This is a genomic window from Cupriavidus yeoncheonensis (assembly GCF_905397275.1).
Taxonomy (GTDB): Bacteria; Pseudomonadota; Gammaproteobacteria; order Burkholderiales; family Burkholderiaceae; genus Cupriavidus; species Cupriavidus yeoncheonensis.
Genome location: NZ_CAJPUY010000002.1, coordinates 109,900 through 135,439 on the forward strand (window position 1 = coordinate 109,900; position 25,540 = coordinate 135,439).

Sequence of the window (25,540 nt, forward strand, 5' to 3'; positions counted from 1 at the left end):
CAGCCGTCAGTAGCGCGCGCGATCCTCCGGCGCCTTGAACGACTCTGGCCGGCGGCGCTGCTTGGGTTCAGGGCGGTAGTTCTGGTCGACGTAGGCCTGCAGCCATTCGCGCTGGTCGGGTGCAAGCGGCACGTTCTCCACGGTTTCGCCGGCATCGAGCCAGCGCCCCGCTTCGTTGTAGGACAGCGAGACGGTGACGGGCACCGGCCGCGCCTCGTCCGCGGCAATGTCCTCCTGCATGCGCCAGTGCACGAACCAGCAGGGCTGCGTCGAGGTGAGGTTGAGGTAGTAGCCCTCGCCCTGGTCATGGAACAGCACGACCTCGAAACCGGGATAGAGCCAGCGCGCGCCGTGCTCGTCCTGTTCCAGGCACATGGGAGCGGCGCCGAACTCGCCCAGGTCGGGCCACACGGCGTCAAGCTCCCATTTCCAGGACTGCCAGCGGCTTGCCAGCGCCACCCTTCGCATGACCACCGCCATCGTGACGGCGGGGCGGGCTTGCGGCGCGGGCGTGTCCATGGCGTGGCCTCAGGTGTTCTGCACGACGATGCTGGGGAACTTGCTGGTCATGTCGCGCGCCTTGTCGGCCACCTTGATGGCCACCTTGCGCGCGATGCCGCGATACAGCTCCGCCACCGGGCTGTCGGGATCGGCGACCACCGTGGGGCGGCCCGAATCCGCCTGCTCGCGGATCGACAGGTTCAGCGGCAGGCTGCCCAGCAGATCGACGCCGTAGTCGGCGCACATCTTCTCGCCGCCGCCGTGGCCGAAGATATGTTCGACGTGGCCGCAGTTCGGGCAGCAGTACACCGCCATGTTCTCGACGATGCCCAGGATCGGGATGCCCACCTTCTCGAACATCTTCAGGCCCTTCTTGGCATCCAGCAGCGCGATGTCCTGCGGCGTGGTCACGATGACCGCGCCGGTCACCGGCACTTTCTGCGACAGCGTGAGCTGGATGTCGCCGGTGCCGGGGGGCATGTCGACGATCAGGTAATCCAGGTCATGCCAGTTGGTCTGGCGCAGCAGTTGTTCCAGCGCCGACGTGACCATCGGGCCGCGCCATACCATCGGGTTGTCCTGTTCGATCAGGAAGCCGATCGAATTGGCCTGCAGGCCGTGGCCTTCCAGCGGCTCCATGGTCTGGCCGTCGGAGGACTCCGGGCGGCCGTCGATCCCCAGCATCATCGGCAGGCTGGGGCCGTAGATGTCCGCGTCGAGCATGCCGACCCGCGCGCCTTCCGCCGCCAGGGCCAGCGCCAGGTTGACCGCCGTGGTGGATTTGCCGACACCGCCCTTGCCCGAGGCGACGGCGATCACGTTCTTCACACCCGGCAGCAGCTTGACGCCGCGCTGCACCGCGTGGGCGACGATCTTCATGCTGACGCTGACGCTCACATTGCTGACGCCGGGCAGTTGCCGCACCGCAGCAACCACCAGCTTGCGAATCGGCTCGAACTGGCTCTTGCCCGGATAGCCCAGTTCCACCTCCAGCGACACGTCGCCGCCGTCGACGCGGATATTCCTGGCCGAGCGGGTGGACACCAGGTCCTTGCCCGTGTTGGGGTCGATGACCGTGCGCAGGACTTCCGTGACCTGTTCAGTGCTGAGGCTCAAGACAAACTCCGCTTTTTTAGAGGGTGGGGACGGGCTAATGTATCAAAGTATGCAGCAGCGGCCATCAAGGTCCGCGAATCGGCGCGCAAGCCCTTTCCTGCTTTGTGGGATTACACACATTTACAAATCTCACAAGCTTGCACTTGTGCGCGCGCCGCCATATCCATATTGTAGTGCCCCAGTGTTGCACAAGGCCCCGCCGTGCCTGCCTGACTCCGCGCTGGCGGCATCTCGCGTGCGCCGGGCGCTACTATCGGCGTTACTATCGACGCTAACATCCTCGTTGCAGCAAGCAAAAATACTTCTACGGGAACATCAGAAGGAGAAAGCATGAAATTCAAGTTCGCCACCATCTCGCTCGCCGCGGCCACGCTTCTGGCCGCCGGCTGCGCCACCGAACAGCAGACCCACACGGCCGTCGGGACCGGCGTGGGCGCTGCCGTGGGCGCGGGCCTGGGCAACCTGATCGGCGGCAATACCACTGGCACGCTGGTCGGCGCGGCGGTGGGCGGAGCCGTCGGCGGCGCCACCGGCTATAACTGGAACGCCATCCGCGGCAAGCTGAACAAGGACACGGCCGGCACCGGCACCCAGATCACCGAACAGCCGGATGGCTCGCTCAAGGTCAACATCCCGAGCCAGGTCACCTTCGACACGGACAGCGCCACCATCAAGCCGTCGTTCCGTACGGTGCTGGACCAGGTGGCCCAGACCCTGGGGCAGCACCAGGACGTGAGCGCAAGCGTCGTCGGCCATACCGACAGTACCGGCAACGCGCAATACAATATGCAGCTCTCGCAGCGCCGCGCCCAGAGCGTGGCTAGCTACCTGGGTGATCGCGGGGTCGCCCGCACCCGCCTGTCTGCCGAGGGCCGGGGCCAGACCCAGCCCGTGGCGGAGAACGCCACCGAGGCCGGCCGGGCACAAAATCGCCGAGTTGAAATTTTTTTGAAACCAATTCAGGGATGACCCGGTCATAGAGACAGGTACCGCTTGCCACCGTTGCTGGCTCGCGATGGGTGGCTGACCTCCCGGGCGGTACCTGATTTCTCCTCCTTTTCCGTTGTGGAAAGCTGCGCCGGCGCTGACCGGCGCTTTTTTTTGGTCGCAGCGATCCATGCGCCCGCAAAGGCACCCGCCATTCTTGCGGGTTTCACCATGCGCAATACCGGCCCTGCCACGCGGTGCTTGCTAGAATATCCCTTTCGCGGCCGGCGCCCGGCTCCGCCGCGGCTGCTGTCCCGATTGCTTCTCGTCATCCCACCGGCTCTTTTCCATGACCGCACGTCGTATCCTCGTCACATCTGCCCTGCCTTATGCCAACGGCCAGATCCATATCGGACATCTGGTGGAGTACATCCAGACTGACATCTGGGTGCGCTTCCAGCGCATGATGGGCAACGAGGTCTACTACGTCGGCGCCGACGACACGCACGGCACGCCGGTCATGTTGCGGGCCGAGAAGGAAGGCATCACGCCGAAGCAGCTGATCGACCGCGTCTGGACCGAACACAAGCGCGACTTCGACAGCTTCCTGGTGTCGTTCGACAACTACTACAGCACCGACGCGGAAGAAAATCGCGCGCTGTGCGAGAAGATCTACCTGGCCCTGAAGGCTGATGACCTGATTGCCGAGCGCGAAGTCGAGCAGTTCTTCGACCCGGTCAAGAACATGTTCCTGCCGGACCGCTTCATCAAGGGCGAGTGCCCGAAGTGCGGCGCCAAGGACCAGTACGGCGATTCGTGTGAAGTCTGCGGCACCACCTACGTGCCGACCGACCTGAAGAACCCGTATTCCGTGGTGTCCGGTGCCACGCCGGTGCGCAAGTCGTCCACGCACTTCTTCTTCAAGCTGTCCGACCCGCGCTGCGAAACCTTCCTGCGCGAATGGGTGGCCGACCTGGCCCAGCCCGAAGCCGCCAACAAGATGCAGGAATGGCTGGGCAGCGAAGGCGAAGCCTCGACCCTGTCCGACTGGGACATCTCGCGCGACGCGCCCTACTTCGGCTTCGAGATCCCGGGCGCGCCGGGCAAGTACTTCTACGTGTGGCTGGACGCGCCGATCGGCTACTACGCGAGCTTCAAGAACCTGGCCGAGAAGAAGGGCATCGACTTCGACGCCTGGGTCGGTCCGCACTCCACGGCCGAGCAGTATCACTTCATCGGCAAGGACATCCTGTATTTCCACACGCTGTTCTGGCCGGCCATGCTGCGCTTTTCGGGCTACCGCACGCCGACCAATGTGTTCGCGCACGGCTTCCTGACAGTGGATGGCGCCAAGATGAGCAAATCGCGCGGCACCTTCATCACCGCGCAGAGCTACGTCGACACCGGCATGAATCCGGAATGGCTGCGCTACTACTTCGCCGCCAAGCTCAATGCGAGCATGGAAGACCTGGATTTGAACCTGGACGACTTCATCGCCCGCGTCAACAGCGACCTGATCGGCAAGTACGTCAATATCGCCAGCCGCGCGGCGGGCTTCCTGGTCAAGCGCTTCGAGGGCAAGGTCGATGAGGCCGCGCTGGCCCATCCGCTGCTGGAGCAACTGCGCCAGGCCGCGCCGCAGATCGCCCACCTGTATGAAGCGCGCGAGTACAGCAAGGCGCTGCGCCAGGTGATGGAACTGACCGACGCCGTCAATGCCTTCGTCGACACGGAAAAGCCGTGGGAACTGGCCAAGGACGAAGCCAGGCGCGCCGCGCTGCACGCCGCGTGCTCGGTGTCCCTGGAAGCCTTCCGCCTGCTGACGATCTACCTGAAGCCGGTGGTGCCGACGATGGCCGCTGGCGTGGAGCGATTCCTCAGCGTCGAGCCGCTGGACTGGCGCGCGATCGACAAGCAGCTGTCGGCCGCAAGCCCGGTGCAGCCGTACCAGCACCTGATGACCCGTGTCGATGCGAAGCAGGTCGACGCGCTGCTGGCCGCCAACCGCGAATCGCTGCAGGCCACGGCGCCGGCCGCGGCCGCATCGATCGAGCCGATCGCCGACACTATCACGATCGACGACTTCGCCAAGATCGACCTGCGTGTCGCGAAAATCGTCGAATGCCAGAAGGTCGAAGGCTCCAGCAAGCTGCTGCAGCTCACGCTCGACCTCGGCGAAGGCCGCACGCGCAATGTGTTCTCGGGTATCCAGTCCGCCTATTCGCCGGAACAGCTGGTAGGCAAGCTGACCGTGGTGGTGGCCAACCTGGCGCCGCGCAAGATGAAGTTCGGGGTATCGGAAGGCATGGTTCTGGCAGCTTCGGCAGCCGATGAGAAGGCCAATCCGGGGCTTTATATCCTGGAACCGCACAGTGGCGCGGTGCCGGGGATGCGGATCGGCTGATCTGCCTCGCGGAAAGCAGAACGGCGGCGCCCTCGGGCAGACCGCCGTTTTTCTTCATCGCAGCGGGACGATCATCCTCCCCCCATGCGGGAAGGATCGTCGCTTCGCGAGGTCGTCGTGACCATGCCGTCGGGATTGAAGTGCACATTGAAGAAGGCCTTCTCCTGCGACGACTCCCACCACCGGTAGCCCCACACCTCTTCCTTCTTCAGCGCGAACTTCTCGATCTTGGTCGGTTTGCCAAGCATGCGCCTGACCTGGTCCTGATTCATCCCGGGCCGCACGCGCGCGAAATTCTCCGCGGTCAGGACCTGCTCGATGCGCGCGACCTTGCCATCGGCATCGACCGTCACCATCCACGTGGTGGCGCCCTCCGGGCCGCGCGGATATTCCAGCCGCCGCGCGCCGTTCTCTTCTTCCCAGGTGGTCTCCGGCTTGCCGGCCTGGCGCAGCACGTCGGCCTCGGTGGACTGCCCCGGCTCGATGCCCTTGAACAACTGGCTGTCCGGCTTGACCGAGTTCCACGTCGCGCGCGCGGTGTCGCCGGCCTTCTTCATGGTTTCATCGACCTTCTGCTGGTCGCAGCCAAACAGGGCAAGCAAGGAAGCGAACAATCCCATGGCGGCAAGGCGTCGCGGCGACGCATGAGTTGGGGGGTGACGGTCAACGCTTGACCGGCTCTGCGGCAGCAGCCGATGCGGCCTGCGCCGCGTTTTCGCTATCGGATTCCGGGTTGCCATCTTCCTGGCTCCTTCTGGTGCCGCTGCGATTCGAAGCCCCCGAGAACAGGACGCCCCAGTTGTCGAAGCGGCGGTTGAACAAGACCGACAGGCCGTTGATGGATCCGCCCTTGGCGATCAGCGACCAGCGCCGCGAAAACGCCCAGGTCAGCTTGACCACGTTGGAAGCCGACGTCAGGCTCTGCTCGTAACCGACCGAGAGCTGCTCGGTCACGGCCTTGCCCACGCTCACCACCTGCTGGTCGTTCAGGCCGGCCGTCGACGGACCGATCGAGAACTCGTCGAGGCCGAAGTGCTGCACGACGCCCTTCCCCGCCTTGCCGCCGATCATACCGAGCGCTGCGCCACCCAGTGCCGCGCCGCCGAGCTGCTTCTGCTGGCCCGCCGCCGCGCTTTCCGCGCCATAGCCGAACATCAGCCATGACAGCTTGTCTTCCTCCGGCACATTGGGCTCCGACACCAGCCGCACGCGCGGCAGCCGCACCGTGCCGGTCACCTCCACGCCGGCTTCGACTTCCTGGCCGCGGCGCATCGCGCGGATGTACATGTTCGGATTGTCGATCGGGCCGTTGAAGTTGATGGTACCGCGTTCGATGTTCAGCTTGCGGCCAAAGGCCTCGTAGGTGCCCTCGGTCACGCGCACGGTGCCGGTGGCCCTCATCGGCGCGAGCGGCTCGCTGCGCACCGTCATCTGCCCGGCCATTTTGAGATCGGCGCCGGCGCCGCGGAAGCGGAAGTCGTTGCCGAGATCCACGGCGATCTCGATCAGCGGGCTGAACTTGCTCGCGGGCTTGGCTTCCGGCGCCGGCGTGGCCGCCGTCTTCAGTTCGCGCTGGTCCTTGCGGCGCACCACCACGACGTCGTCGCCGAGTTCCGGCGCGCCGGCCTTCGGCAGGTCGAACAGGCCTCGGTCGACGCGGAACTTGCCGCGGATCACCATCTGCCGGTTCTCGTTGCCGATGGTCGCGTTGCCCGACAGGATCAGCGTGCGTTCGGGACTGGCGAACAGCTGCAGCTTGTCGGCGACAATCTTGGCTGTCAGGTTCGGATCGGCCTCGCCCAGCTTGACGTTGCCGGTGGCCGTGACTTTGCCGTCGCCGCCGTGGAACTCCACCTGCTTCAGCTCGACCGTGTTCTGGTCCAGCACGATGCGAACGATACCGTCGGTCAGGCGGATGCCCAGATCGTACATCGTCAGCGCGATGCCATCGCCATCGACCGTACCCGTCAGCGCGGGCGCGCCGACCGTACCGGAGAGCCGCAGCGCCGCCGCAAGCTTGCCTTCGAAGGCATACTGCGGCCCGCTCAGCGCTTCCAGCGACTTCAGCCGCGGCACGTCGAGCTGTACCGTGCCGCCCAGCGTCGAGGCCGGCCCCACGCTGAGCAGGCCCTGGTCCGGCACCAGTCCGGCAGACACATCCACCGCCACCTTGCCGATGCGTTCGGCCACGGTGCCGCCGCGCAGCGTGATGCGGTTGCCCGCGATATCCGCGCGCAGCGACGTCTCGCCGAGCCCCAGCGACGTGAAGCCGCGCCCGGCGTTGACCGACGCGTCGCCGCTGCGGCGTCGGATCTCGGCAAACCCCGCGGCGGTTTCCGCGAGCGTCAGGTTCCAGCGGCCGTCGAGCACCAGGTCCGAACGCAGCGGCGGCTTCTCGCCGGTCACGGTTTCGACGAGTTCCAGCACGTGGCCGACCTGCACGCCATCCAGATTGCCCTGCGTGCGGATGCGGCCGTGGTCCCAGTCCAGGCTGTCGATCTGCAGCACGGCACGGTCGAACAGCAGGCGCGTCGCGCCGAGCCGCAGCCGCTGGTCGGCCACCATGAGCTGTGTCGGCGCCGCCAGCTTCACGTTGACGGTGCTGCGTTCCTCCAGCGTGCGGATGGTGCCTTGCCAGCCGTCGGTCGGCCCCTTCCACGCGCCCTGGCCGGACAGCGCCAACTGCAGCGGCCGCTGGTGCAGCGTGCCGGCAGCCTTGGCATCGAAAACGTGGCTGGCCTGCGTACCGTTGAGCGTGGCGTCGAGCGTGCTCAGGCTTGCCTGCGGCCCCTTGTAGCCGCGCGCCGCGAGCTGGACCGACAGCGTGCCGTCGAGCCCGCCGCGCACTTCGGCGTGGCCGCTGGCCGTCGCCACGCTGTGCGGTCCGAACGTCAGCGCCTGCGCACTGTAGTCGCCCACGATCTCGGGCCGTTTGATCGTCCCGCTTACGTCCGCGTCGAGCTTGAGCTTGCCCGCCACGCCGAATTTCAGCCGCTCCAGTTGCGGCGCGTCCACGGCGACATGCAGGCGGTCGCCGCGCGCGCCGAAGCTGCCGCGCAGGTCGACCTGGTTGCCGGCCATGCTGAGCGCGGCTTCGCTGGGCAGCAGCCGCTCGCCAGCCAGGCGGATCTTGCCCGCGCCGGTCATCGGCAGGCCGGCGTACTCGCTCTCGCGCACGGTGAAATCCACCGCGGCGCGAATCTCGTTGGCCAGCGTGCCGGTCGTGCTGAAGTCCGCGTTGATGCGGCCGCTGGCGACCTTGGCCAGGCGCGCCGGGTCGAACGCCGCCAGCTTGCCCTTGAACTCGAAGGCCTGCTGGTCCTTCAGGCCGAGCTTGCCGTCGGCCGTGAGCGTGCCCGCGCCCAGCGTCGCGCGCAACGCCGACAGCGTCAGCGTTTCGTCGTCCATGCTGGCATCGGCAAAGAGCTTGAGTTCGCCGCCGCTGAGGTCCAGCGCCACGCTCTGGCGGCCGCGGTCCAGGCGCACGGCCAGCGGGCCGGACAAACTGGCTTCATTCAGCGAGCCATGCAGCGCGGCGGGATTGAGGCGATGCACGTCCAGGTCGAAGGCGCCGCGGCCGTCCTGCAGCGCGCCGCTGCCCGTGATCTCGGCCTTGCCCGTCAGCGCGATGCGCAGATCGCGCAAGGCCTGCGTCTTCTCGTTGAGCTGCACGTGGGCCTGCACCGACTGCACCGGCAGTCTGCCGGCGTCGATGCGGCCCGCTTCGAGGTTGCGCACCACGATGTCGCCGGCGACCGTGAGCGCTTCCGCGGGGACCGGTGCCGCCGGGCCTGAAGCCGGCGCCGAGGCTGGCGCCGCCGGCTTCGCAGGCGCACCGGCTGCATCGACGGGACGCAAATCGGCATGGACCGTCAGGTTCGCCTGCGGCGCCGACGGACTGAACAGCCGCGGGTTGATGCGCTCGCCATCGACCAGCAGGTGCGTGAATGGCACCTTGCCGTACGGGGTCACGTCGGCGCTGGCGCGTGCGCGGATGCGCTCCCCGTTGGCCTCCAGCTCGGCGCGCAATGCCTCCAGCGAACCCTGCGCGGTGGCGCTGACCGTGAAGTCCTCCTTTTGCCAGCTTGCCTCGAGCAAGGCCTGCAGGTTCAGCGCGAACGGGGCCCGGGCCGCGATCTGCGCGGTGGCGGCCAGCTTGCCATACGGTGTCTCGAGCCGGTCGACACTGAGGCGATGCCGCAATCCGTCGGAATGCAGCGCGCCCGCCAGGCCCGAGAAGACCATCGGCTGTGCCGTTGCCGCCGGGCTGGTGCGCAGGGCCAGCCGCTCCAGCGTCAGCACGTCGATATCGATGGCCAGCGGCAGTTCGAGCGAAGTCGGCATCGTCGCCGGCGTCGTGCTCGGTGCGGACGGGCCGAGCTGCACGTCCACCTTGCCGATGCGCAGCCACGCCACGTGCCAGCGCCGCGGCGACCAGGCCATGTTCCAGCTGCTGTCGATCCGGTCGACCGTGACGCGCGTAGCGCCGCTCGCGAACACCACGTCGCGCAGCCGCAGGCCCTGGAACAGCGTGCCGCCCTCATACCTGCCCGCCAGCATCCCCGCCGACAGCCGCGTGGCCAGCGTCCACAGGTGCCGCGTGCCGGCCTCGGAGCGCAGCGCCAGCACGCCGGCGGCAGCCAGCGCCACCAGCAGGGCCAGCAGGCCCGCGGCGATCCACGCCAGCACGCGCCCGAAACGCCGGCGGCGTGGCGGCGGGCCGTCAGGCGGCGGTGCGTCGTCGCCGCGACCCGGCACGGAAGGCATGTCCACCAGGCCCATCAGAACGCCACCCCCAGCGAGATATGCGGACGGAACTGCTTCTCCTGGATACCGTAGCCGATGTCGAGCTGCACCGGCCCCACCGGGCTGCGCCAGCGTGCGCCGACACCTACGCCATTGAAGATCTTCACGTCATTGAGCGCGTCGGCGGCCGTGCCGGCGTCCCAGAACACCGCCATGCCCCAGTCGGGCTTGAACCAGTACTGGTACTCCAGCCCGGTGGTGGCCAGGTACTTGGCCGGCAGCACGCTGGAGCCGCTTGCCGTGCCGATCGACTGGTAGCTGTATCCGCGCACGGAATCGGTACCGCCGGCGCGGAAGCGCAGCGTGGCCGGGATCTTGCTGGAATCGGCGCTGGTCAGGTTGGCGCCCAGTTCCAGCCGCGCGATGAACAGGTCGCGGTTGCCCACCGGCACGTACTGGCGGATGCGCCCGTACATGCGGAAGAACGTGGCATCGCTGAGCAGCCCCTTGGCCGCCACGCCGAGCTGGGTGGCGATCACATTGCCGCGGCGGGGGAAGACCGGGTTGTCCACATCGCGCCGCGTCCACGCGAAGGCCGGCACCAGCGCCTTGCTGATCTGCGCGGGCTGGTTCTGCGGCAGCAGGTTGTCGTAGTAGAAATCGAGCGACAGCGTGGTGTCGTACTTCTCGCGCGAGCGCGAGCGCTTCAGGCCCGCGCGCCAGCTCGTGGTGTCGGTGTTCTCGACGTCGATGGTGCGTTCGTAGCTGCCGTACAGGCTGTTGCGGTATGTGCTGCGGTCCGGCGGCATGGCGGTTTCGGCGAACAGGTAGGAGCGCTTCTGCTCGATGCGGGCCTGGGAATCGAACACCCAGGCGCGGTTGAACAGGTTGTAATAGGAATAGCGGCCTTCCACCTGCGCGCCGGTATCGGTCGTGAAGCCGACACCGCTGTTGAGCCGGTGTTCGGGATACTCGCGCACCTTCACCTCCACCGGCGCGGTAATCACGCCGTCGGGCGGATTGGCCGCCTGCCCTGCCGGCGGCACCAGTTCGACCTGCACGTTCGAGAAATAGGGCTGGTTCTGGATGGCGCGCTGCAGTTCCAGCAACCGCTCCACGCGATAGGGCTCGCCTTCGTTGAGCGGATTCACGTTATGGACGATCTGCTCGGGATAGCGGCGCGTGCCGCTGACGTGCAACGGCCCCAGCAGGTAGGCCGGCCCGCTGTCGTAGCTTGCCGACAAGTCCGCACGCAGTTCATCGGGCTCGATCCGGGCCTGGGACCGGGCCAGCCGCGCCCCATAGTAGCTCCGGCTCTGCAGCGTCACCAGGGCATCTTCCTTGGCCTTGTCCCAGTCCGCCTGCCGGAAGGGCTCGCCGACGGGCAGGCCCCATTTCTTCCGGATCTCGGCAACCTGCTCCGGCGAACGTGTCGCCGCCGGTCCCTCCACCTTGATTTCGACGTTGCGGATGAGCGTGCGCGCGCCGGGGTCGACCATCACATGCACGACGCGCTTGTCGCCCTCGCCCTCCAGGCGCGTGGTGGTGACGGGATCGAAATACCCTTCGGTGGAGGCGAACTGCCGCACCTGGTCGCCCACGGTCTCCACCATATAGTCGAACTGGTCCGGCGACAGGTCGGTGCGGTCCTTGTAGCGGGACAGGTCAAGGTGGTTTTCCAGGATCTCGCGCAAGGGCTTGGGCGCCTCAACCTCCACTTTGTAGGCGGCGTGCGCCGGCAGCAGCCACACTGCCGCCAGCGCGGACAGGAGCAGCCGGCGCAGGCGCGCGGGTATCCGCCGCCGCGCGTCCGGCCCGGTCTTCCAGTCAGTGGTGGCCGCCATGCGGGCCGATTCGGTCCTCATTCGCTGGTGTTGCTCCGACGGGCGGAATTGGCGCCTGTGGGCGCTGGTGGGCGCGTGTGCGCAGTACGCGAAGTCGGTATTTGACCACACCCCCGCCCATGGCCGTAACCATGGACCGCCACAACGCAACGCTCCGGCAGGCCGCGCACGGGGAACGGACCGTTGCAGGGGCCGGATACTGTAAAATCCTGGCGCACCGTACCTTTCAGCCGCCTTCGCGGCGCATTAGCAGAATCCCACCATGGCCATGTACGAATCGGAAGTCACCCAGTTCCTGAAGTCGCTCAAGCAGGAACGTCCCGCCCTCGAAACCGAGCAGCGCGAAGGCCGTGCCCTGCTGTGGGACAAGGAACCGATCGACCTCGATGAGCGCGCCCGCGGCGAGGCCTCGCGTGTGACGCAAAAGCCCTACGTCTACTCGCTGGACAACTGATCCGGGCCGATCCGGCGGACACCGCGCGCCTTCCATGAACCAGAGCGATCAGGACAAGCTGCAGCTTGCCGTGGAACTGCCTGCCGCGCTGCCGGCGCAGTCGGGCAGCCCGGCCGACGTGGTCGACGGGATGGCGTTCGCGCGCCTGTACGGCGAGCCGCTGTTCAAACTGCCGCAGGACCTCTACATCCCGCCCGACGCGCTCGAGATCTTCCTGGAAGCCTTCGAGGGCCCGCTGGACCTGCTGCTGTACCTGATCCGCAGGCAGAACTTCAACGTCCTGGACATCCCGATGTCGCAGGTCACCCGGCAGTACCTCTCGTACATCGAGCAGATTCGCAAGACCAACCTTGAGCTGGCGGCCGAATACCTGCTGATGGCGGCCATGCTCATCGAAATCAAGTCGCGCATGCTGCTGCCGGTCAAGAAGGCCGACAGCGACGAGGATGCCGAGGATCCGCGCGCCGAGCTGGTGCGCCGCCTGCTCGAATACGAGCAGATGAAGCTGGCCGCGCAGCGCCTGGACACGGTGCCGCAGCTGGGCCGCGACTTCCTGCGCTCGCAGGTCTATATCGAGCAGAGCCTCGCGCCACGTTTCCCGGACGTGGAAACGATCGACCTGCAGGCGGCCTGGGCCGACGTGCTCAAGCGCGCCAAGCTCAACCAGCACCACAAGATCTCGCGTGAAGAACTGTCGGTGCGCGAGCACATGAGCCAGATCCTGCGCAGGCTGCAGCATGCGCGCTTCATGGAGTTCACCGAACTGTTCGAAGACGCGATCCGCTCCGGCAAGGGCGTACCGGTGGTGGTGGTGAACTTCATCGCCATGCTGGAACTCGCGCGCGAGTCCCTGGTGGAGATCACGCAGCCCGAGCCGTTCGCGCCAATTTATGTGCGATTGGCGTACACCCCCGCCTGACCCCCCGTCGCGCCGCGCCCGCCGCGCGGCTACATGTTCTACAATCCGCCGACAACCCGCGAAGAGTCCGTACAAGGTCCGCCGGGCATGTCGGCGCGCCCGCCAGAAGGCGCCAGGGTCACCCATACCACGACAGCACACCACGTTCATGAAAGTCATTTCCTCCATCCACGAGCTGCGTGACCAGTTGCGCGGGCAAAACCGGGCCGCGTTCGTCCCCACCATGGGCAACCTGCACGAAGGCCACCTGTCGCTGATGCGCCTGGCGCGCCAGCATGGCGACCCGGTGGTGGCCTCCATCTTCGTCAACCGCCTGCAGTTCGGCCCGAACGAGGACTTCGACAAGTACCCGCGCACCCTGCAGGACGACATCGAAAAGCTGCAGAAGGAAGGCGTGTACGTGCTGTTCGCCCCCACCGAGCGCGACATGTATCCGGAGCCGCAGGAGTACCGCATCGATCCTCCGCACGACCTCGGCGACATCCTGGAAGGCGAGTTCCGCCCCGGCTTCTTCAAGGGCGTCTGCACCGTGGTGATGAAGCTGTTCACGTGCGCGCAGCCGCGCGTGGCGGTGTTCGGCAAGAAGGACTACCAGCAGTTGATGATCGTGCGCCGCATGGTCCAGCAGTTCGCGCTGCCGATCGAGATCGTGCCGGCGGAGACCGTGCGCGCCGACGACGGCCTGGCGCTGTCGTCGCGCAACCGCTACCTGACCGAAGCCGAGCGCGCCGAGGCCCCCATGCTCTACCGCACGCTGCATGACGTGCGCGACACCGTGCTGGGCAGCGACCGTGCTGCCACTGCGCTGACCACCGTCGAGGCCAGCGCCTGTGACACCCTGGCGCAGCGCGGCTGGAAGCCGGACTACGTATCCATCCGCAAGCGCAGCAACCTGCAGGCGCCGACGCCCGAGGAATTCGCCGCCGGCGAGCCGCTGGTGGTGCTGACGGCGGCCAAGCTGGGCGCCACGCGACTCATTGACAACCTGGAGATCTGAGCCCGGCGGCCGCGCCGCCAGACCAGACAAAAAGAGCAAGCCCGCGGGCTTGCTCTTTGCATTTCAGGCGCCGGCCTTGCCGGTGCCACGCAGGCCGGCCCGCTGGCTGGCCCGCTGGCTGCCCTTGGCCACGTGGCGCCGGTGGCCACGCCGGCGCTTCCACCAGATCAGCACGCCCGTGATGGCGAACGTCAGCGGCGCCAGGCCGAATACGGTGATGAAGACGCGGCCCGGTACGCCGAAGGCCTCGCCGGTATGGAGCGGGAACAGCCAGTTCAGGAAGGTGTCGCCGGCGGGCGCATCGGCAGGGTCGCGCACGCCGAGCCGCCGGCCGGTATAGGCATCGAGCCACAGGCGCGTGGCGCCGCTGTCCTGGCGCACCTCGCCCGGCTGGCGCAGGCGCACCTCGTAGGCGTCGCCCGCCTTGCGCGGGAAGCTGATGCGGGTCACGGCGGCATGCGGGTATTCCGCCTGGGCGGCTGCCATCATCTGCGCCGCGCCCAGCGGCCGCGTGCCCGGCTCGGCCGGCGCCGACACGTGCCTGGCCGGCGGCGTCACCGTCATCACGCTGGACACGATCGGCGTGACCCATTTCGGCAGGTTCAGATACCAGCCCGAGAAGGCGATGATCGCCAGCACCGGTGCGGCAAAGATGCCGCCCGCACGATGCAGCGTATAGGTGAAGCGCGACCAGGATCCACCGTGCGTGATACGGAACGCCTGCAGCATCGAACGCGGCCGCAGCTTGGGCCACCAGGCCGCGATGCCGAGCAGCACGGTGATCAGCAGCATCATGCCGCCCACGCCGGTGATGGTCTTGCCGGTCTCGCCGCTGAGCAGGTAGCGATGCAGGTGGAACAGCGTGGGCAGCAGTTGCTGGCGCGTCAGGCCGGGCTCGCCCCACACGCGTTCGCCCTTCACCTCAAGCGTGACCGGGTCGATCATCACCTGGCGCGAACGCCCCGGCACCGCGCCGTCGGGCCCCTTGATCGGGTACCAGGCGACAAAGACGCCATGTTCCTCGACCGGCAGCATCAGCAGGTTGGGCTTGCCATAGCCGGGACCGGACAGGCGCTCGGTGACGGCCTGGACCGTATCGGGCAACACCGGCATCGGCACCGGCGCGGATGCCACGAGCAGGTCAGGGTTCAGCCACGCATCAAGCTCGTCGCGCCACGCAATGGTGGTGCCGGTGAGCCCCATGAGGACGAACAGCAGGCCGAAAACCAGGCCGATATACAGATGCAGCTTGACGATGACGACGCGAAGGCGGCCAGTGACCATGGGGCGACAGAAGGAAATGCGAAAGCCGGCGGGAATGACGCATGAAGCATGCTGCACGCCACGGGCCAAGCGATGCAAATGGGAAAGATTCGCAATTCTATCAGGCCGCAGGCACGCGGTTGCGCCGGTGCGGCGGAATGACGACCCGCCGCCCTGCCGCTGATGTCCCCGTGCCCGCACGGCTCGCACGGCTACAGCCGAAGGCGCCTCAGCGGCGCAGTGGCGCGAACATGGCGTGCAGATCGAGGTGGCTCGCGACGCTGTCGGCCAGCCGCTCGATCGAGGCCTCGCGCAGGGCCGCCAGGTCGATCCCCTGCGCGCCGTCCAGCCCGGCCCAGCGCAGCAGCGCCTGGCAGGCCGCCGGCTCGTCGAACAGGCCGTGCACGTAGGTCGCCAGCACCTGGCCGTCTTCGGAACAGGCACCGTCGGGGCGTGCCTTGCCATCGCCCTCATCCAGCCACAGTGCCGGGCGATCGAGCCCGGCGCCGCGACTCACGCCCATGTGAATCTCGTAGCCGCTGACCGCGGCCTGCGCGCCTGACAGCCGGCCGCTGACATGGCGAAGCTGCTTGTGCGGCGCGAGCGTGGTCTCATAGTCGAGCCAGCCGAAGCCCGCGCTGCTGCCCGCCAGCCCTTCATGCCCGGCGGGATCATGGATCTGCCGGCCCAGCATCTGCATGCCGCCGCAGATGCCGATCACCTTGCCGCCATAGCGCAGGTGACGGCGCAGGGCGGGCTCCCAGCCGTTGGCCCGCAGGAAGTCCAGGTCGGCGCGCACGCTCTTGCTGCCGGGCAGGATCACGAGGTCCGCGGGCGGCACCGGCATGCCCGGCCCGATGAAGCGGAGGTCCACCTGCGGATGGGCTCGCAGCGCATCGAAATCGGTATGGTTCGAGATCCGCGGCAGCACCGGCACGATCACGCGCAGCAGCGTGTCGGGCGCGCCTTGCTTGGCCGACTGCGTGCAGATGATGGCGTCTTCCGCATCCAGATGCAGGCCATGCAGGTAGGGAAGCACGCCGAATACCGACTTGCCGGTGCGCGCCTCCAGCCAGTCCAGCCCGGGCTCCAGCAGGCCGATATCGCCGCGGAAGCGGTTGATGATGAAGCCGGTGACGCGCGCGCGCTCGCTGTCCGACAGGCAGTCCAGCGTGCCCACGAGGTGCGCGAAGACACCGCCGCGGTCGATGTCGGCCACCAGCACGACGGGGCAATCGACGCGCTCGGCAAACCCCATGTTGGCGATGTCGCGGTCACGCAGGTTGATTTCGGCAGGGCTGCCGGCGCCCTCCACCACGACCACGTCATAGGCCTGCGTCAGGCGCGCGTGCGAAGCCAGCACGGCCTTCATGGCCTCGGGCTTGTAGGCGTGATAGGCGCGCGCATCCAGATCGAGCCGGGCCTGGCCGTGGATGATGATCTGCGCGCCGGTGTCGCTGCTGGGCTTGAGCAGCACCGGATTCATGTCGGTATGCGGCGCCAGCCCGGCGGCTAGCGCCTGCAGCGCCTGGGCGCGGCCGATCTCGCCGCCGTCGGCCGTCACGGCGCTGTTCAGCGCCATGTTCTGCGGCTTGAATGGCACCACGCGCGTGCCGGCGCGGGCCAGCACGCGGCACAGGCCCGCGACGATCGTGCTCTTCCCGGCGTCGGAAGTCGTGCCCTGGACCATCAGCGTGCCGCGCAGGGCACCCGTGTCGCCGTCGTCAGTCGTTTCAGAAGCATCACATTGCATAGCGGCCGATTATCTCACCCGTCCATCTCACCTGTCCGTGCGACGACCGGATGCGACCGCTACAATACCCGGATGGAAACACCGGCCATCGATACCGCGTCCGCCACGGCCGTGGAGCCCCGCCGGGCCGCGAACGGCCATGGCCCGCGCCAGCTCACGCTGGTGCTCGGCGGCGCACGCTCGGGCAAGAGCCATTACGCCGAGCAGCTGGCGACCGACCACGCCACCATCAAGGGCGGGCCGGTCACCTACATTGCCACGGCGCGCCAGGACCCCGACCAGACCGACGAAGAGCTGGAGTTGCGCATCGCGCTGCACCGCGCCCGCCGGCCGGCCGACTGGCACCTGGTCGAAGAACCGGTGCGCCTGGCCGATGCGCTCTACGCGCATGCGCGCCACGATGGCTGCATCCTGGTGGACTGCGTCACGCTGTGGCTCAACAACCTGCTGTTCCCGAAGGACCGCGCGTATCCCGAGCACGGTGTGATCACGCCGCCGGACATCTTCGCCGAAGAAATCGAAGCGCTGCTCAACGCCCTGCCCACGCTCCCCGGCCACGTGATCCTGGTCTCGAACGAGATCGGCTTCGGCGTGGTGCCGATGGGCGCCATCACCCGCTTCTACGTCGACGAACTCGGCCGCCTGAACCAGAAGCTGGCCGCGGCCGCGGATTGCGTGCGTCTGCTCGTCGCCGGCATTCCCATTCCCGTCAAAGGCCCCGACCCGGCATGATCATGTTGTCCTGGCCGGCATGCGCGGCCGCGGCGCTGGCAGGCGTGCTGCTGGACCAATGGCTGGGCGAGCCGAAGCGCTGGCATCCGCTGGTCGGATTCGGCCACCTGGCCAATGCGCTGGAACGCCGCTTCAACCGTTCTCCGCAGACGACTCCCGCCTGGCGCCAGCGAATCGCCGGCCTTGCCGCATGGTCGGTGATGGTGCTGGTGCCGGCCGCGCTGGTCTCGCTGCTGGCCGATGTCGCAACGGGCCGGCATCCGTGGCTCGGCTGGATGGTGCACGTCGTCGCGCTCTACGCCGCGCTGGGCGCGCGCAGCCTGCAGCAGCATATCGCCCCGATCGCCGCAGCGCTGGCACGTGCCGACCTTGACGCAGCGCGCGCACTGACGGCTCGCATCGTTTCACGCGATACGGCCGATGCCGACAGCGAAGCGCTCGCGCGCGCCGCGTGCGAATCGGCGCTGGAGAACGGCAATGACGCCATCTTCGGCGCGCTGTTCTGGTTCCTTGTCGGCGGCGCGCCTGCGGTGATCGCGTTCCGGCTGGCCAATACGCTCGATGCCATGTGGGGCTACCGCACGCCGCGCCTGCGGTATTTCGGCTGGGCCGCCGCACGGCTGGACGATGTCCTCAACCTCGCGCCCGCGCGGCTGACGGCGCTGTCCTACGCGCTGCTCGGCGCCACCGCGCAGGCCCTGCGCTGCTGGCGGACACAGGCACCGGCCTGGTCCAGCCCGAACGCGGGTCCGGTGATGGCCGCCGGCGCTGGCGCGGTTGGCGTGGCGCTGGGCGGTCCGGCCCGCTACCACGGCGAACTCGAGGCGCGTCCGCCGCTAGGCGCCGGCGCCCGGCCGGATGCGGCCCATGTGGTGGCCTGCCTGCGGCTGGTGCGGCGCACGTTGTGGCTGTGGCTTGCGCTGGCCCTCGCGAGCGCCGCGGCACTGTACGCGTTTCCCGCCCTGCCACTCACATGAAACCCGCTCTGTCCCCCATCCGCCACGGCGGCGACCTGCAGGCGGCCGTGCGCCGCTACGGACGCCCTGCCGCCGAATGGCTGGACCTGTCCACCGGCATCAATCCGACCGGCTATCCGGTTCCGCCGATCCACGGCGACGCGTGGCGGCGCCTGCCCGAGGACGACGACGGTCTCGCGCAAATCGCGGCCCGCGCATTCGGCGCGCAACAGGCGTTGCCGGTCGCCGGCTCGCAGGCCGCGATCCGCACGCTGCCGCAACTGCTTGGGCGCGGCCGCGTCGGCGTTGCCGCGCTCGGATACAGCGAGTACGCCCCTGCGTTCGCCGCTGCGGGTCATGACGTCGTGCTGCTCGGCGAATCGGACTTCGCACAGCCTTCGCTGGCCGATGGCCTGGACCACCTTGTCGTGGTCAACCCGAACAATCCGACCGGCCGGCTGCTCCCGCCAGAAGCGCTGCTGAACTGGCACGCGACCCTGGCCCGGCGCGGCGGCACCCTGATCGTCGACGAAGCCTTCATCGACTGCACGCCCGGGCACTCCATCGCGGCTCGCAGCGGCGCGCCGGGGCTGGTGGTGCTGCGCTCGCTCGGCAAGTTCTTCGGGCTCGCCGGCGTCCGCTGCGGCTTCGTGCTCGGCGAGCGCGCCTGGCTCGATGCGCTGGATGAGCGCCTGGGCCACTGGACCGTGTCGGGCCCGGCACGCGTGATCGCCCGGGCGGCGCTGGCCGATACCGCATGGCAGGCCGCCAACCGTGACAGGCTGGCCGCATGTGGCGAGCGCCTGTCGGCGCTGCTGCGCCGCTGCGGCCTGCAGCCTGTGATGCAACCGCTGTTCTGCTGGGTGCCCCATGAAGACGCGGCCCGCCTGCACGATGCGCTGGCCAGGCATGGCGTCTGGACCCGCCGCTTCGATGCCGCCGGCGACTGCCCGCCGGGCCTGCGCCTCGGCCTGCCGCCCGATACACCGCTCACATGGCGGCATCTGGAAGCCGCGCTGGCTGCCGTGATGCGCCGCTGAACGCCACCACCGCGCCACCACCGCGAACCCACTCATCAAGCCGATGCCTGATCGTATTGCCGCTGTACGCCACCTCGTTGTCGCCGCATGGATCTGCGCTGCCGCGCCGGCCATGGCCGCCATTTCCGTCGTCGACGATGCCGGCCAGACCGTCACGCTCGCCCAGCCCGCGCGACGCGTGGTGTCGCTGGCACCGCACGTGACCGAGCTGATCTACGCCGCGGGCGGCGGCGAGCGCATCGTCGGCACCGTGCATTACAGCGACTATCCGCCGCAGGCGCGCGATATCCCGCGCGTCGGCGACAACAAGGCGCTGGACCTCGAACGCATTGCCGCGCTCAAGCCGGACCTCATCGTGGTGTGGCGCCACGGCAATGCGCAGAAGCAGACCGACCGCCTGCGCGCACTTGGCCTGCCGCTGTTCTACAGCGAGCCGCGCCGGCTCGATGCCATCCCCGAGAACCTGGAGAAGCTCGGCACCCTGCTGGGCACCGAAGCCGTGGCCCGCCGTGCGGCGGAGGACTTCCGCCAGCGCGTGGCAACGCTGCGCAAGACCTATGCGGGCAAGCCGGCCGTCACGGTGTTCTACCAGGTGTGGCAGCAGCCGCTGATGACGCTGAACGGCCAGCACCTCGTGAGCGACCTGCTGGCGCTGTGCGGCGGCCGCAACCTGTTTGCCGCCGAGTCTCCGCTGGTTCCCACCGTATCCGTCGAGGCCGTGGTGGCCGGCAATCCGGAAGTCATGCTGACCGCGGGCACGGGCGCCACGCCATCGGACCGGCCGCTGGCGGATTTTGCGATGTGGGAGAAATGGAAGCAGGTCACCGCGGTCGCACGCGGCAACCTGTTCACGATCAACGGCGACCTGGTCAACCGCGCCGGCCCGCGCGTGGTCCAGGGCGCCGAGCAGATCTGCAAGGACCTCGACACGGCGCGCAGCCGCCGGCCCGCGCGCTGATCAGCCAGCGCTGCGGTTCCACCAGGCGAGTTGCGGCGTGCCGCGGCCGAGGCGGAACAGGCAGCTCGCACCGAAGCCCAGCTCCCAGCCCAGCGTCGTGCCCAGGGGCAGGCCGAGCCAGTGCGCGGCCAGCATGCGCATCGGTCCCGCGTGGCCGACCACCCACAGGCAGTCATCGGATGCGCCCGGTTGCGCCAGCGAAGCCGCCCAGCCGCACACGCGCGCCATGGCCTGTGCCGCGGTTTCGCCGCGATGCGGGCAGGCATCGAGCAGGTCCTGCGCGAGCGCGTCGAGTTCACCGCGCGGGATATCGTCCCATGCGCGTCCTTCCCACACGCCGAAGTCGATCTCTGCAAGCCGCGGCTCGGATTCGGGCTCCAGCGTGTGCGCAGGCAAGGCCTGCAGCAGCAGCCGGGCCGTGTCCGCGGCGCGCCGCAGGGGACTCGTCAGCACGCGCTGCGGTGTCGGCAGCGCCGCAACGATGGCAGCCGGTGCCGGCACGACCGGCGTGGCCAGGCACAGGTCCAGGCGGCCATAGCAGATGCCGGGGTCGATATCTGGCCGCGCGTGGCGGATCAGGACCACGTCCATGCCGCGGCCACCAGGTAGATCAGCAGTTCGGCCAGTTGCTGGGCCAGGCCGAGACAGTCGCCCGTGTAGCCGCCGATACGGCGCACGAAGTAGCGGCCCAGCAGGAAGCGCAGGATCGCCAGCGCGGCCAGCGCCACGCCCGCAAAGGCCGGCGACACCAGCACCAGCGGCGCGGCGCCGCACAGCAGCGCAAAGGCCAGCCCCGCTGCGCCGGGCCGCTGCGCCACGGGTTTCGCCTTGCCCTCGTCGCGCACATAGTCCAGCGTGGCCAGGTAGCTCACGGCCATGGCGCGGCTGGCGCCATGCGCGGCGACCAGCACCAGCAGCAACTCGGCCGGCCCGCCGCGCGCGCCGATGGCCACCAGCAGTTGCCACTTGAGCAGCAGCGCCACGACCAGCGCGATCGCGCCAAACGCGCCGATGCGCGAATCGTGCATGATGCGCAGTACGTCCTCGCGCCGCCACGCACCGCCGAAGGCATCCACGCAATCGGCCAGGCCGTCTTCATGGAAGGCGCCGGTCAGCAGCAAGCTTGCCGCCATGCCCAGCAGCACCGCCACGCCGGGCGGCCACCATTGCAGCGCGCCCCACGTGGCCAATGCGGCCACGGCACCGACCAGCAGGCCGACGAACGGAAAGTAGCGCGCGGCCGCGTTCAGGTAGCGCGGCTCGTAGCCGACCCAGCGCGCCAGCGGCGACGGCAGCGGCACCCGGGTGAAGTAGCCGAGCGCGGTCAGGAAGAAGCGCAGTTCGTCGGCCATGCGGGCGCGATCAGGCCGAAGCGCCGCTGACACCGGCGCCGCTGAAGGTGGCCATCTCGTTCAGGAAGGCCGCGGCGGAGGCCACCAGTGGCCACGCCAGCGCCGCGCCGGTCCCCTCGCCGAGGCGCAGATCCAGCGCCAGCAGCGGCTCGGCCTCAAAATGGTCGAGCAGCGCGCGATGGCCGCGCTCGTGCGAGCAGTGCGAGAACACGCAGTAATGCAGCACGCGGGCGTCAATGGATTGCGCCACCAGCAGCGCGGCCGAGGCAATGAAGCCATCGACCAGGATCACCATGCGGCTTGCCGCGGCGGCCAGGAAGGCACCGGCCATCATCGCGATCTCGAAGCCGCCGAACGCGGCCAGCACATCCAGCGGTGCCACGGCGTCCGCGTGCAGGGCGAGCGCGCGTTCGAGCACTTCACGCTTGCGCGCGAGGCCGTCGTCGTCGAGCCCGGTGCCGCGGCCGATGCAGTCGGCCAGCGGCAGGCCCGTGAGCCGGCTCATCAGGCAGGCCGCGGACGAGGTATTGGCGATGCCCATCTCGCCGAAGCCGATCACATTGCAGCCCTGCTGCGCGGCGCGCAGCACACGGGCCATGCCGGCCATCATCGCCGCGCTGGCCTGCTCCATGCTCATGGCGCGCGTTTCGGCAAAGTTCTGCGTACCGTCGGCGATCCGGCAATTGACCAGTCCCGGCGAAGCGGGCAACGGCGCGCGCACGCCGGCATCGACGACTTCGAGCGCAATGCCGTGCAGGCGCGAGAACACATTGATGGCCGCACCGCCCTTCAGGAAGTTCAGCACCATCTGCGCGGTGACTTCGGCGGGATAGGCGCTCACGCCGGCGTCAGCCACGCCGTGGTCGCCCGCGAAGACGATCACGGTGGGGCGTTTCAGCGCAGGCTGCGTAGTGCCGCAGATCAGGCCGATCTGCATGGCGAGGTCTTCCAGGCGGCCGAGCGCGCCGAGCGGCTTGGTCTTGTCGTCGATGGCGGCCCGCAGGGCCGGACGCAGCGCGTCGTCGAGAGGGGCGATTTCCGGGAACATCATGATGCGCAATGAGTACGAGTAAGAACGGACCGGCCGCAGTGTACCGCTACATCTCCACGCCGCGCTGCGCCTTGATGCCTTGCTGGAAAGCGTGCTTGACCGGGACCATGTCGGTCACGGTGTCGGCGGCTTCCACCAGGGCCGGCGGCGCCCCGCGGCCCGTGACCACGACGTGCTGCATCGGCGCGCGCGCGCGCAGGTCGGCAACGACCTGCTCCACATCAAGATAGTGCAGCTTGAGCGCAATGTTGAGTTCGTCGAGCAGTACGAGTCCGATCGACGGGTCGCGCAGCATGCCGCGGGCCACTTCCCAGGCCGCTTCGGCCTTGGCCACGTCGCGCGCGCGGTCCTGCGTGTCCCAGGTATAGCCTTCGCCCATCACGTGGAAGGCGCACGCTTCGGGAAAGCGGCGCAGGAACATTTCCTCGCCGGTGGGCTGCGCGCCCTTGATGAACTGCACCACGCCGGCCCGCATGCCATGGCCCAGCGCGCGCACCACCATGCCGAAGCCCGAGCTGGACTTGCCCTTGCCGTTGCCGGTGGTGACGACGATCACGCCGCGCTCGTCCTGCGCGGCGGCAATCTTCGCGTCGACCACTTCCTTCTTGCGGACCATGCGTGCCTTGTGGCGCGCATCGCGGCCAGCGTCGTCCTGGCCGTCGTTCTGTTCTGTCGGTTTGTCGTTCATGGCAAGTCGGGTGATGTCCCCGCCGGACGGGGAACTCCATCTGGAATCAGCGCGGTGTGGACGCCGTCAGTCACACTGACGATCGGCGTGCGCAGCGCGCGCGAGCATTGTTCGGGGGTCAGCACCTGTTGCGCCGGGCCATGCAGCGCGGTGCCGTCTTCCGCCATCAGCAGCGCATGGGTGGCGTAGCGGCGGGCCAGGTTCAGGTCGTGCAGGATCACGACGATGGCGTGGCGGCCGGCGCGAGCCAGCGCCGCCAATGCTTCGAGCACCATGATCTGGTGGCGCAGGTCCAGGTGCGAGACCGGTTCATCGAGCAGCAGCAGCGGCGCCTGCTGCGCCAGCACGGCGGCCAGCGCCGCGCGCTGGCGTTCGCCGCCGGACAGCGTCAGCACATCGCGTGCGGACAGCGTGTCGAGATCCATGGCGTGGATGGCGGCGCGCACCACGGCATCGTCGTCCCGGCCGGTCCAGCCCCAGCCGGACAGGTGCGGATGGCGGCCAACGCGCACGGCATCCAGCACGGACATCGAGAAGGTGTCATGCACCGCCTGCGGCAGATAGGCACGCTGGCGGGCCAGCGCGGCCGGCGACAGGCGCTCCAGCGGCGTGCCGTCCAGGCTGGCAGCGCCGGCATCCGCGCGGCGCAGGCCGGACAGCACCGCCATCAGCGTTGACTTGCCCACACCGTTGGGTCCGGCCACGCACCAGAGCTGGCCCGGCGCGATCTGCAGCGACAGGCGCCCGAGCAGCACGCGGGTGCCGGTGCGCAGGCTGACGTCGTGGAGCGCCAGCGTCGGGCATGCGGCCACGGGTTCGGACCATGGCGTCATCGCGGCCTCCGCAGCAGCAGGTAAAGGAAGGTTGGCACGCCCAGCAGCGCGGTGATGACGCCCACCGGCAGCTGCGCGGGCGCAATCACGGTGCGGGCGATCAGGTCGGCGGCCATCAGCAGCGCGCCGCCCAGCAGGGCCGAGGCCGGCAGCAGCAGGCGCTGGTCGTTGCCCCAGGCAAGGCGCACCAGATGCGGCACCACCAGGCCGACAAAGCCGATGGAGCCGGCGGTCGTGATGGCCACGGCGATCGACAGCGAAGCGAGCACGAACGTGGCCAGCCGGACGCGTCCCACGCGCACGCCCAGCGATTGCGCCACGGTCTCGCCGAGCAGCATCACGTTGAGCGAGCGCGCCATCGGCATGGCCAGCAGCACCGCCAGCGCCAGCATGGCGAGCGCGGCACCGTATTCGGCGGTCCCGCCCAGGTCGCCCGTGAGCCAGAACAGCATGCCGCGCAGCCGCGCTTCGGGCGCGATGGCAAGGATCAGCGTGATCAGCGCGCCCCAGCCCGAAGCCAGGATCACGCCGGTCAGCAGCAGGCGCGCGCCGGCCTCATGGTGGCCGCCCTGCACCTGAGGATGCAACAGGTCGCGCCGCGCCAGCGTGGCGACCAGCACCATCGACAGCAGCGCGCCGCCCGCGGCGCCAGCCTGCACGCCCCACAGCGGCAGCATCAGCAGCATCGCGCCGAGCGCGCCGGTGGCGGCGCCGCCGGATACGCCCAGCACATAGGGCTCCGCCAGCGGGTTGCGCAGCAGCACCTGCATCAGCGCACCGGACAAGGCCAGCAGTCCGCCGCACGCAAACGCCGCCGCGGCGCGCGGCAGGCGCAGCTCGCGCACGATGGCACCGGCGGTGCCTGTGTCGGCCCCGCTCAGCGCCTGACAGAGCTGGCCGGCATCCAGACGCACGCTGCCCAGCGCCAGTGACAGCAGGAACACCGCACCTGCCGCCGCCGCGAGCGCGAGCCATACCGCCAGGGCGCGCCGGAACTCAGACATGG

Annotated in this window: 22 protein-coding genes; 9 read left to right on the forward strand and 13 right to left on the reverse strand. The window is 68.7% G+C overall.

Going from position 1 to position 25,540, the window contains the following annotated elements; all coding sequences use genetic code 11:
* Positions 1 to 6 precede the first annotated feature (6 nt).
* Positions 7 to 519 carry a DUF3305 domain-containing protein gene (locus KHO22_RS02755; RefSeq protein WP_211945575.1) on the reverse strand — a complete coding sequence of 171 codons (513 nt, stop codon included), beginning with the start codon at positions 517 to 519 and terminating at the stop codon, positions 7 to 9.
* 9 nt (positions 520 to 528) lie between these two features.
* Complete coding sequence (gene apbC / locus KHO22_RS02760) at positions 529 to 1,617, reverse strand: iron-sulfur cluster carrier protein ApbC (protein ID WP_211945576.1); 1,089 nt, start codon at positions 1,615 to 1,617, stop codon at positions 529 to 531.
* 330 nt (positions 1,618 to 1,947) lie between these two features.
* Here apbC and KHO22_RS02765 point away from each other — a divergent pair, with 330 nt between their 5' ends.
* Together KHO22_RS02765 and metG are read left to right on the forward strand one after the other, a co-directional pair.
* A complete protein-coding gene (locus KHO22_RS02765; protein ID WP_211945577.1) occupies positions 1,948 to 2,586 on the forward strand; it encodes a YiaD family glycine zipper/OmpA-like lipoprotein in 639 nt (212 codons plus the stop codon).
* Positions 2,587 to 2,893: 307 nt separating this feature from the next.
* Positions 2,894 to 4,948, forward strand: a complete 2,055-nt coding sequence (metG, locus tag KHO22_RS02770; protein ID WP_211945578.1) for a methionine--tRNA ligase — start codon at positions 2,894 to 2,896, stop codon at positions 4,946 to 4,948.
* A gap of 71 nt (positions 4,949 to 5,019) precedes the next feature.
* On the opposite strand, the gene bamE is transcribed toward metG, so the two are convergent.
* From bamE to KHO22_RS02785, 3 genes are read right to left on the reverse strand one after another with little or no spacing between them, the layout of a single operon-like run.
* Positions 5,020 to 5,568: an outer membrane protein assembly factor BamE domain-containing protein gene (bamE, locus tag KHO22_RS02775; protein WP_211945579.1), complete on the reverse strand. Its 549-nt coding sequence runs from the start codon at positions 5,566 to 5,568 to the stop codon at positions 5,020 to 5,022.
* Positions 5,569 to 5,611: 43 nt separating this feature from the next.
* Complete coding sequence (locus tag KHO22_RS02780; protein ID WP_211945580.1) at positions 5,612 to 9,730, reverse strand: translocation/assembly module TamB domain-containing protein; 4,119 nt, start codon at positions 9,728 to 9,730, stop codon at positions 5,612 to 5,614.
* Entirely contained in the window at positions 9,730 to 11,538 is a 1,809-nt protein-coding gene (locus KHO22_RS02785) for an autotransporter assembly complex protein TamA (RefSeq protein WP_211945885.1), read from the reverse strand. The genes KHO22_RS02780 and KHO22_RS02785 overlap by 1 nt, the downstream gene beginning before the upstream one ends.
* A gap of 262 nt (positions 11,539 to 11,800) precedes the next feature.
* Here KHO22_RS02785 and KHO22_RS02790 point away from each other — a divergent pair, with 262 nt between their 5' ends.
* The 3 genes from KHO22_RS02790 to panC all read left to right on the forward strand — a co-directional run bounded on the left by KHO22_RS02790 (position 11,801) and on the right by panC (position 13,908).
* A complete protein-coding gene (locus KHO22_RS02790; RefSeq protein ID WP_211945581.1) occupies positions 11,801 to 11,992 on the forward strand; it encodes a DUF3460 family protein in 192 nt (63 codons plus the stop codon).
* A gap of 34 nt (positions 11,993 to 12,026) precedes the next feature.
* Complete coding sequence (locus KHO22_RS02795) at positions 12,027 to 12,911, forward strand: segregation and condensation protein A (RefSeq protein ID WP_211945582.1); 885 nt, start codon at positions 12,027 to 12,029, stop codon at positions 12,909 to 12,911.
* Between the two features lie 148 nt (positions 12,912 to 13,059).
* Positions 13,060 to 13,908 carry a pantoate--beta-alanine ligase gene (gene panC / locus KHO22_RS02800; RefSeq protein ID WP_211945583.1) on the forward strand — a complete coding sequence of 283 codons (849 nt, stop codon included), beginning with the start codon at positions 13,060 to 13,062 and terminating at the stop codon, positions 13,906 to 13,908.
* A 63-nt stretch (positions 13,909 to 13,971) separates the two neighbouring features.
* On the opposite strand, the gene KHO22_RS02805 is transcribed toward panC, so the two are convergent.
* Together KHO22_RS02805 and KHO22_RS02810 are read right to left on the reverse strand one after the other, a co-directional pair.
* A complete protein-coding gene (locus tag KHO22_RS02805; RefSeq protein WP_211945584.1) occupies positions 13,972 to 15,192 on the reverse strand; it encodes a PepSY-associated TM helix domain-containing protein in 1,221 nt (406 codons plus the stop codon).
* Positions 15,193 to 15,400: 208 nt separating this feature from the next.
* A complete protein-coding gene (locus KHO22_RS02810; RefSeq protein WP_211945886.1) occupies positions 15,401 to 16,861 on the reverse strand; it encodes a cobyric acid synthase in 1,461 nt (486 codons plus the stop codon).
* A 135-nt stretch (positions 16,862 to 16,996) separates the two neighbouring features.
* Here KHO22_RS02810 and cobU point away from each other — a divergent pair, with 135 nt between their 5' ends.
* The 4 genes from cobU to KHO22_RS02830 are packed head-to-tail and all read left to right on the forward strand — an operon-like array spanning position 16,997 to position 20,610.
* Positions 16,997 to 17,656, forward strand: a complete 660-nt coding sequence (gene cobU, locus KHO22_RS02815; RefSeq protein WP_230426729.1) for a bifunctional adenosylcobinamide kinase/adenosylcobinamide-phosphate guanylyltransferase — start codon at positions 16,997 to 16,999, stop codon at positions 17,654 to 17,656.
* Entirely contained in the window at positions 17,653 to 18,633 is a 981-nt protein-coding gene (gene cbiB / locus KHO22_RS02820) for an adenosylcobinamide-phosphate synthase CbiB (protein WP_211945585.1), read from the forward strand. The genes cobU and cbiB overlap by 4 nt, the downstream gene beginning before the upstream one ends.
* Positions 18,630 to 19,652, forward strand: coding sequence for a threonine-phosphate decarboxylase CobD (cobD, locus tag KHO22_RS02825; protein ID WP_211945586.1), 1,023 nt, complete (start codon positions 18,630 to 18,632; stop codon positions 19,650 to 19,652). The genes cbiB and cobD overlap by 4 nt, the downstream gene beginning before the upstream one ends.
* Positions 19,653 to 19,695: 43 nt before the next feature.
* Entirely contained in the window at positions 19,696 to 20,610 is a 915-nt protein-coding gene (locus KHO22_RS02830) for a cobalamin-binding protein (protein WP_211945587.1), read from the forward strand.
* On the opposite strand, the gene KHO22_RS02835 is transcribed toward KHO22_RS02830, so the two are convergent.
* The 6 genes from KHO22_RS02835 to KHO22_RS02860 are packed head-to-tail and all read right to left on the reverse strand — an operon-like array spanning position 20,611 to position 25,538.
* A complete protein-coding gene (locus KHO22_RS02835) occupies positions 20,611 to 21,201 on the reverse strand; it encodes a histidine phosphatase family protein (protein ID WP_211945588.1) in 591 nt (196 codons plus the stop codon).
* Positions 21,186 to 21,962 (reverse strand): adenosylcobinamide-GDP ribazoletransferase, encoded by a 777-nt coding sequence (locus KHO22_RS02840; protein WP_211945589.1) that lies wholly within the window; start codon positions 21,960 to 21,962, stop codon positions 21,186 to 21,188. Before KHO22_RS02840 ends, KHO22_RS02835 begins: the two co-directional genes overlap by 16 nt.
* 10 nt (positions 21,963 to 21,972) lie before the next feature.
* Positions 21,973 to 23,013 carry a nicotinate-nucleotide--dimethylbenzimidazole phosphoribosyltransferase gene (cobT, locus tag KHO22_RS02845; RefSeq protein WP_211945590.1) on the reverse strand — a complete coding sequence of 347 codons (1,041 nt, stop codon included), beginning with the start codon at positions 23,011 to 23,013 and terminating at the stop codon, positions 21,973 to 21,975.
* 46 nt (positions 23,014 to 23,059) lie between these two features.
* Complete coding sequence (gene cobO, locus KHO22_RS02850) at positions 23,060 to 23,701, reverse strand: cob(I)yrinic acid a,c-diamide adenosyltransferase (RefSeq protein ID WP_211945591.1); 642 nt, start codon at positions 23,699 to 23,701, stop codon at positions 23,060 to 23,062.
* Positions 23,698 to 24,534 carry an ABC transporter ATP-binding protein gene (locus KHO22_RS02855; protein ID WP_211945592.1) on the reverse strand — a complete coding sequence of 279 codons (837 nt, stop codon included), beginning with the start codon at positions 24,532 to 24,534 and terminating at the stop codon, positions 23,698 to 23,700. Before KHO22_RS02855 ends, cobO begins: the two co-directional genes overlap by 4 nt.
* Complete coding sequence (locus KHO22_RS02860; RefSeq protein WP_211945593.1) at positions 24,531 to 25,538, reverse strand: FecCD family ABC transporter permease; 1,008 nt, start codon at positions 25,536 to 25,538, stop codon at positions 24,531 to 24,533. Before KHO22_RS02860 ends, KHO22_RS02855 begins: the two co-directional genes overlap by 4 nt.
* Between the last annotated feature and the right edge of the window lie 2 nt (positions 25,539 to 25,540).

Bases quoted from the DNA above. Each gene is read 5' to 3' on its own strand.
- KHO22_RS02755 (WP_211945575.1), bottom strand. From the start codon at position 519: ATGGACACGCCCGCGCCGCAAGCCCGCCCCGCCGTCACGATGGCGGTG.
- KHO22_RS02765 (WP_211945577.1), top strand. From the start codon at position 1,948: ATGAAATTCAAGTTCGCCACCATCTCGCTCGCCGCGGCCACGCTTCTG.
- metG (WP_211945578.1), top strand. From the start codon at position 2,894: ATGACCGCACGTCGTATCCTCGTCACATCTGCCCTGCCTTATGCCAAC.
- bamE (WP_211945579.1), bottom strand. From the start codon at position 5,568: ATGGGATTGTTCGCTTCCTTGCTTGCCCTGTTTGGCTGCGACCAGCAG.
- KHO22_RS02780 (WP_211945580.1), bottom strand. From the start codon at position 9,730: ATGGGCCTGGTGGACATGCCTTCCGTGCCGGGTCGCGGCGACGACGCA.
- KHO22_RS02785 (WP_211945885.1), bottom strand. From the start codon at position 11,538: ATGGCGGCCACCACTGACTGGAAGACCGGGCCGGACGCGCGGCGGCGG.
- KHO22_RS02790 (WP_211945581.1), top strand. From the start codon at position 11,801: ATGGCCATGTACGAATCGGAAGTCACCCAGTTCCTGAAGTCGCTCAAG.
- KHO22_RS02795 (WP_211945582.1), top strand. From the start codon at position 12,027: ATGAACCAGAGCGATCAGGACAAGCTGCAGCTTGCCGTGGAACTGCCT.
- panC (WP_211945583.1), top strand. From the start codon at position 13,060: ATGAAAGTCATTTCCTCCATCCACGAGCTGCGTGACCAGTTGCGCGGG.
- KHO22_RS02805 (WP_211945584.1), bottom strand. From the start codon at position 15,192: ATGGTCACTGGCCGCCTTCGCGTCGTCATCGTCAAGCTGCATCTGTAT.
- KHO22_RS02810 (WP_211945886.1), bottom strand. From the start codon at position 16,861: ATGGTCCAGGGCACGACTTCCGACGCCGGGAAGAGCACGATCGTCGCG.
- cobU (WP_230426729.1), top strand. From the start codon at position 16,997: ATGGAAACACCGGCCATCGATACCGCGTCCGCCACGGCCGTGGAGCCC.
- cbiB (WP_211945585.1), top strand. From the start codon at position 17,653: ATGATCATGTTGTCCTGGCCGGCATGCGCGGCCGCGGCGCTGGCAGGC.
- cobD (WP_211945586.1), top strand. From the start codon at position 18,630: ATGAAACCCGCTCTGTCCCCCATCCGCCACGGCGGCGACCTGCAGGCG.
- KHO22_RS02830 (WP_211945587.1), top strand. From the start codon at position 19,696: ATGCCTGATCGTATTGCCGCTGTACGCCACCTCGTTGTCGCCGCATGG.
- KHO22_RS02835 (WP_211945588.1), bottom strand. From the start codon at position 21,201: ATGGACGTGGTCCTGATCCGCCACGCGCGGCCAGATATCGACCCCGGC.
- KHO22_RS02840 (WP_211945589.1), bottom strand. From the start codon at position 21,962: ATGGCCGACGAACTGCGCTTCTTCCTGACCGCGCTCGGCTACTTCACC.
- cobT (WP_211945590.1), bottom strand. From the start codon at position 23,013: ATGATGTTCCCGGAAATCGCCCCTCTCGACGACGCGCTGCGTCCGGCC.
- cobO (WP_211945591.1), bottom strand. From the start codon at position 23,701: ATGAACGACAAACCGACAGAACAGAACGACGGCCAGGACGACGCTGGC.
- KHO22_RS02855 (WP_211945592.1), bottom strand. From the start codon at position 24,534: ATGACGCCATGGTCCGAACCCGTGGCCGCATGCCCGACGCTGGCGCTC.
- KHO22_RS02860 (WP_211945593.1), bottom strand. From the start codon at position 25,538: ATGTCTGAGTTCCGGCGCGCCCTGGCGGTATGGCTCGCGCTCGCGGCG.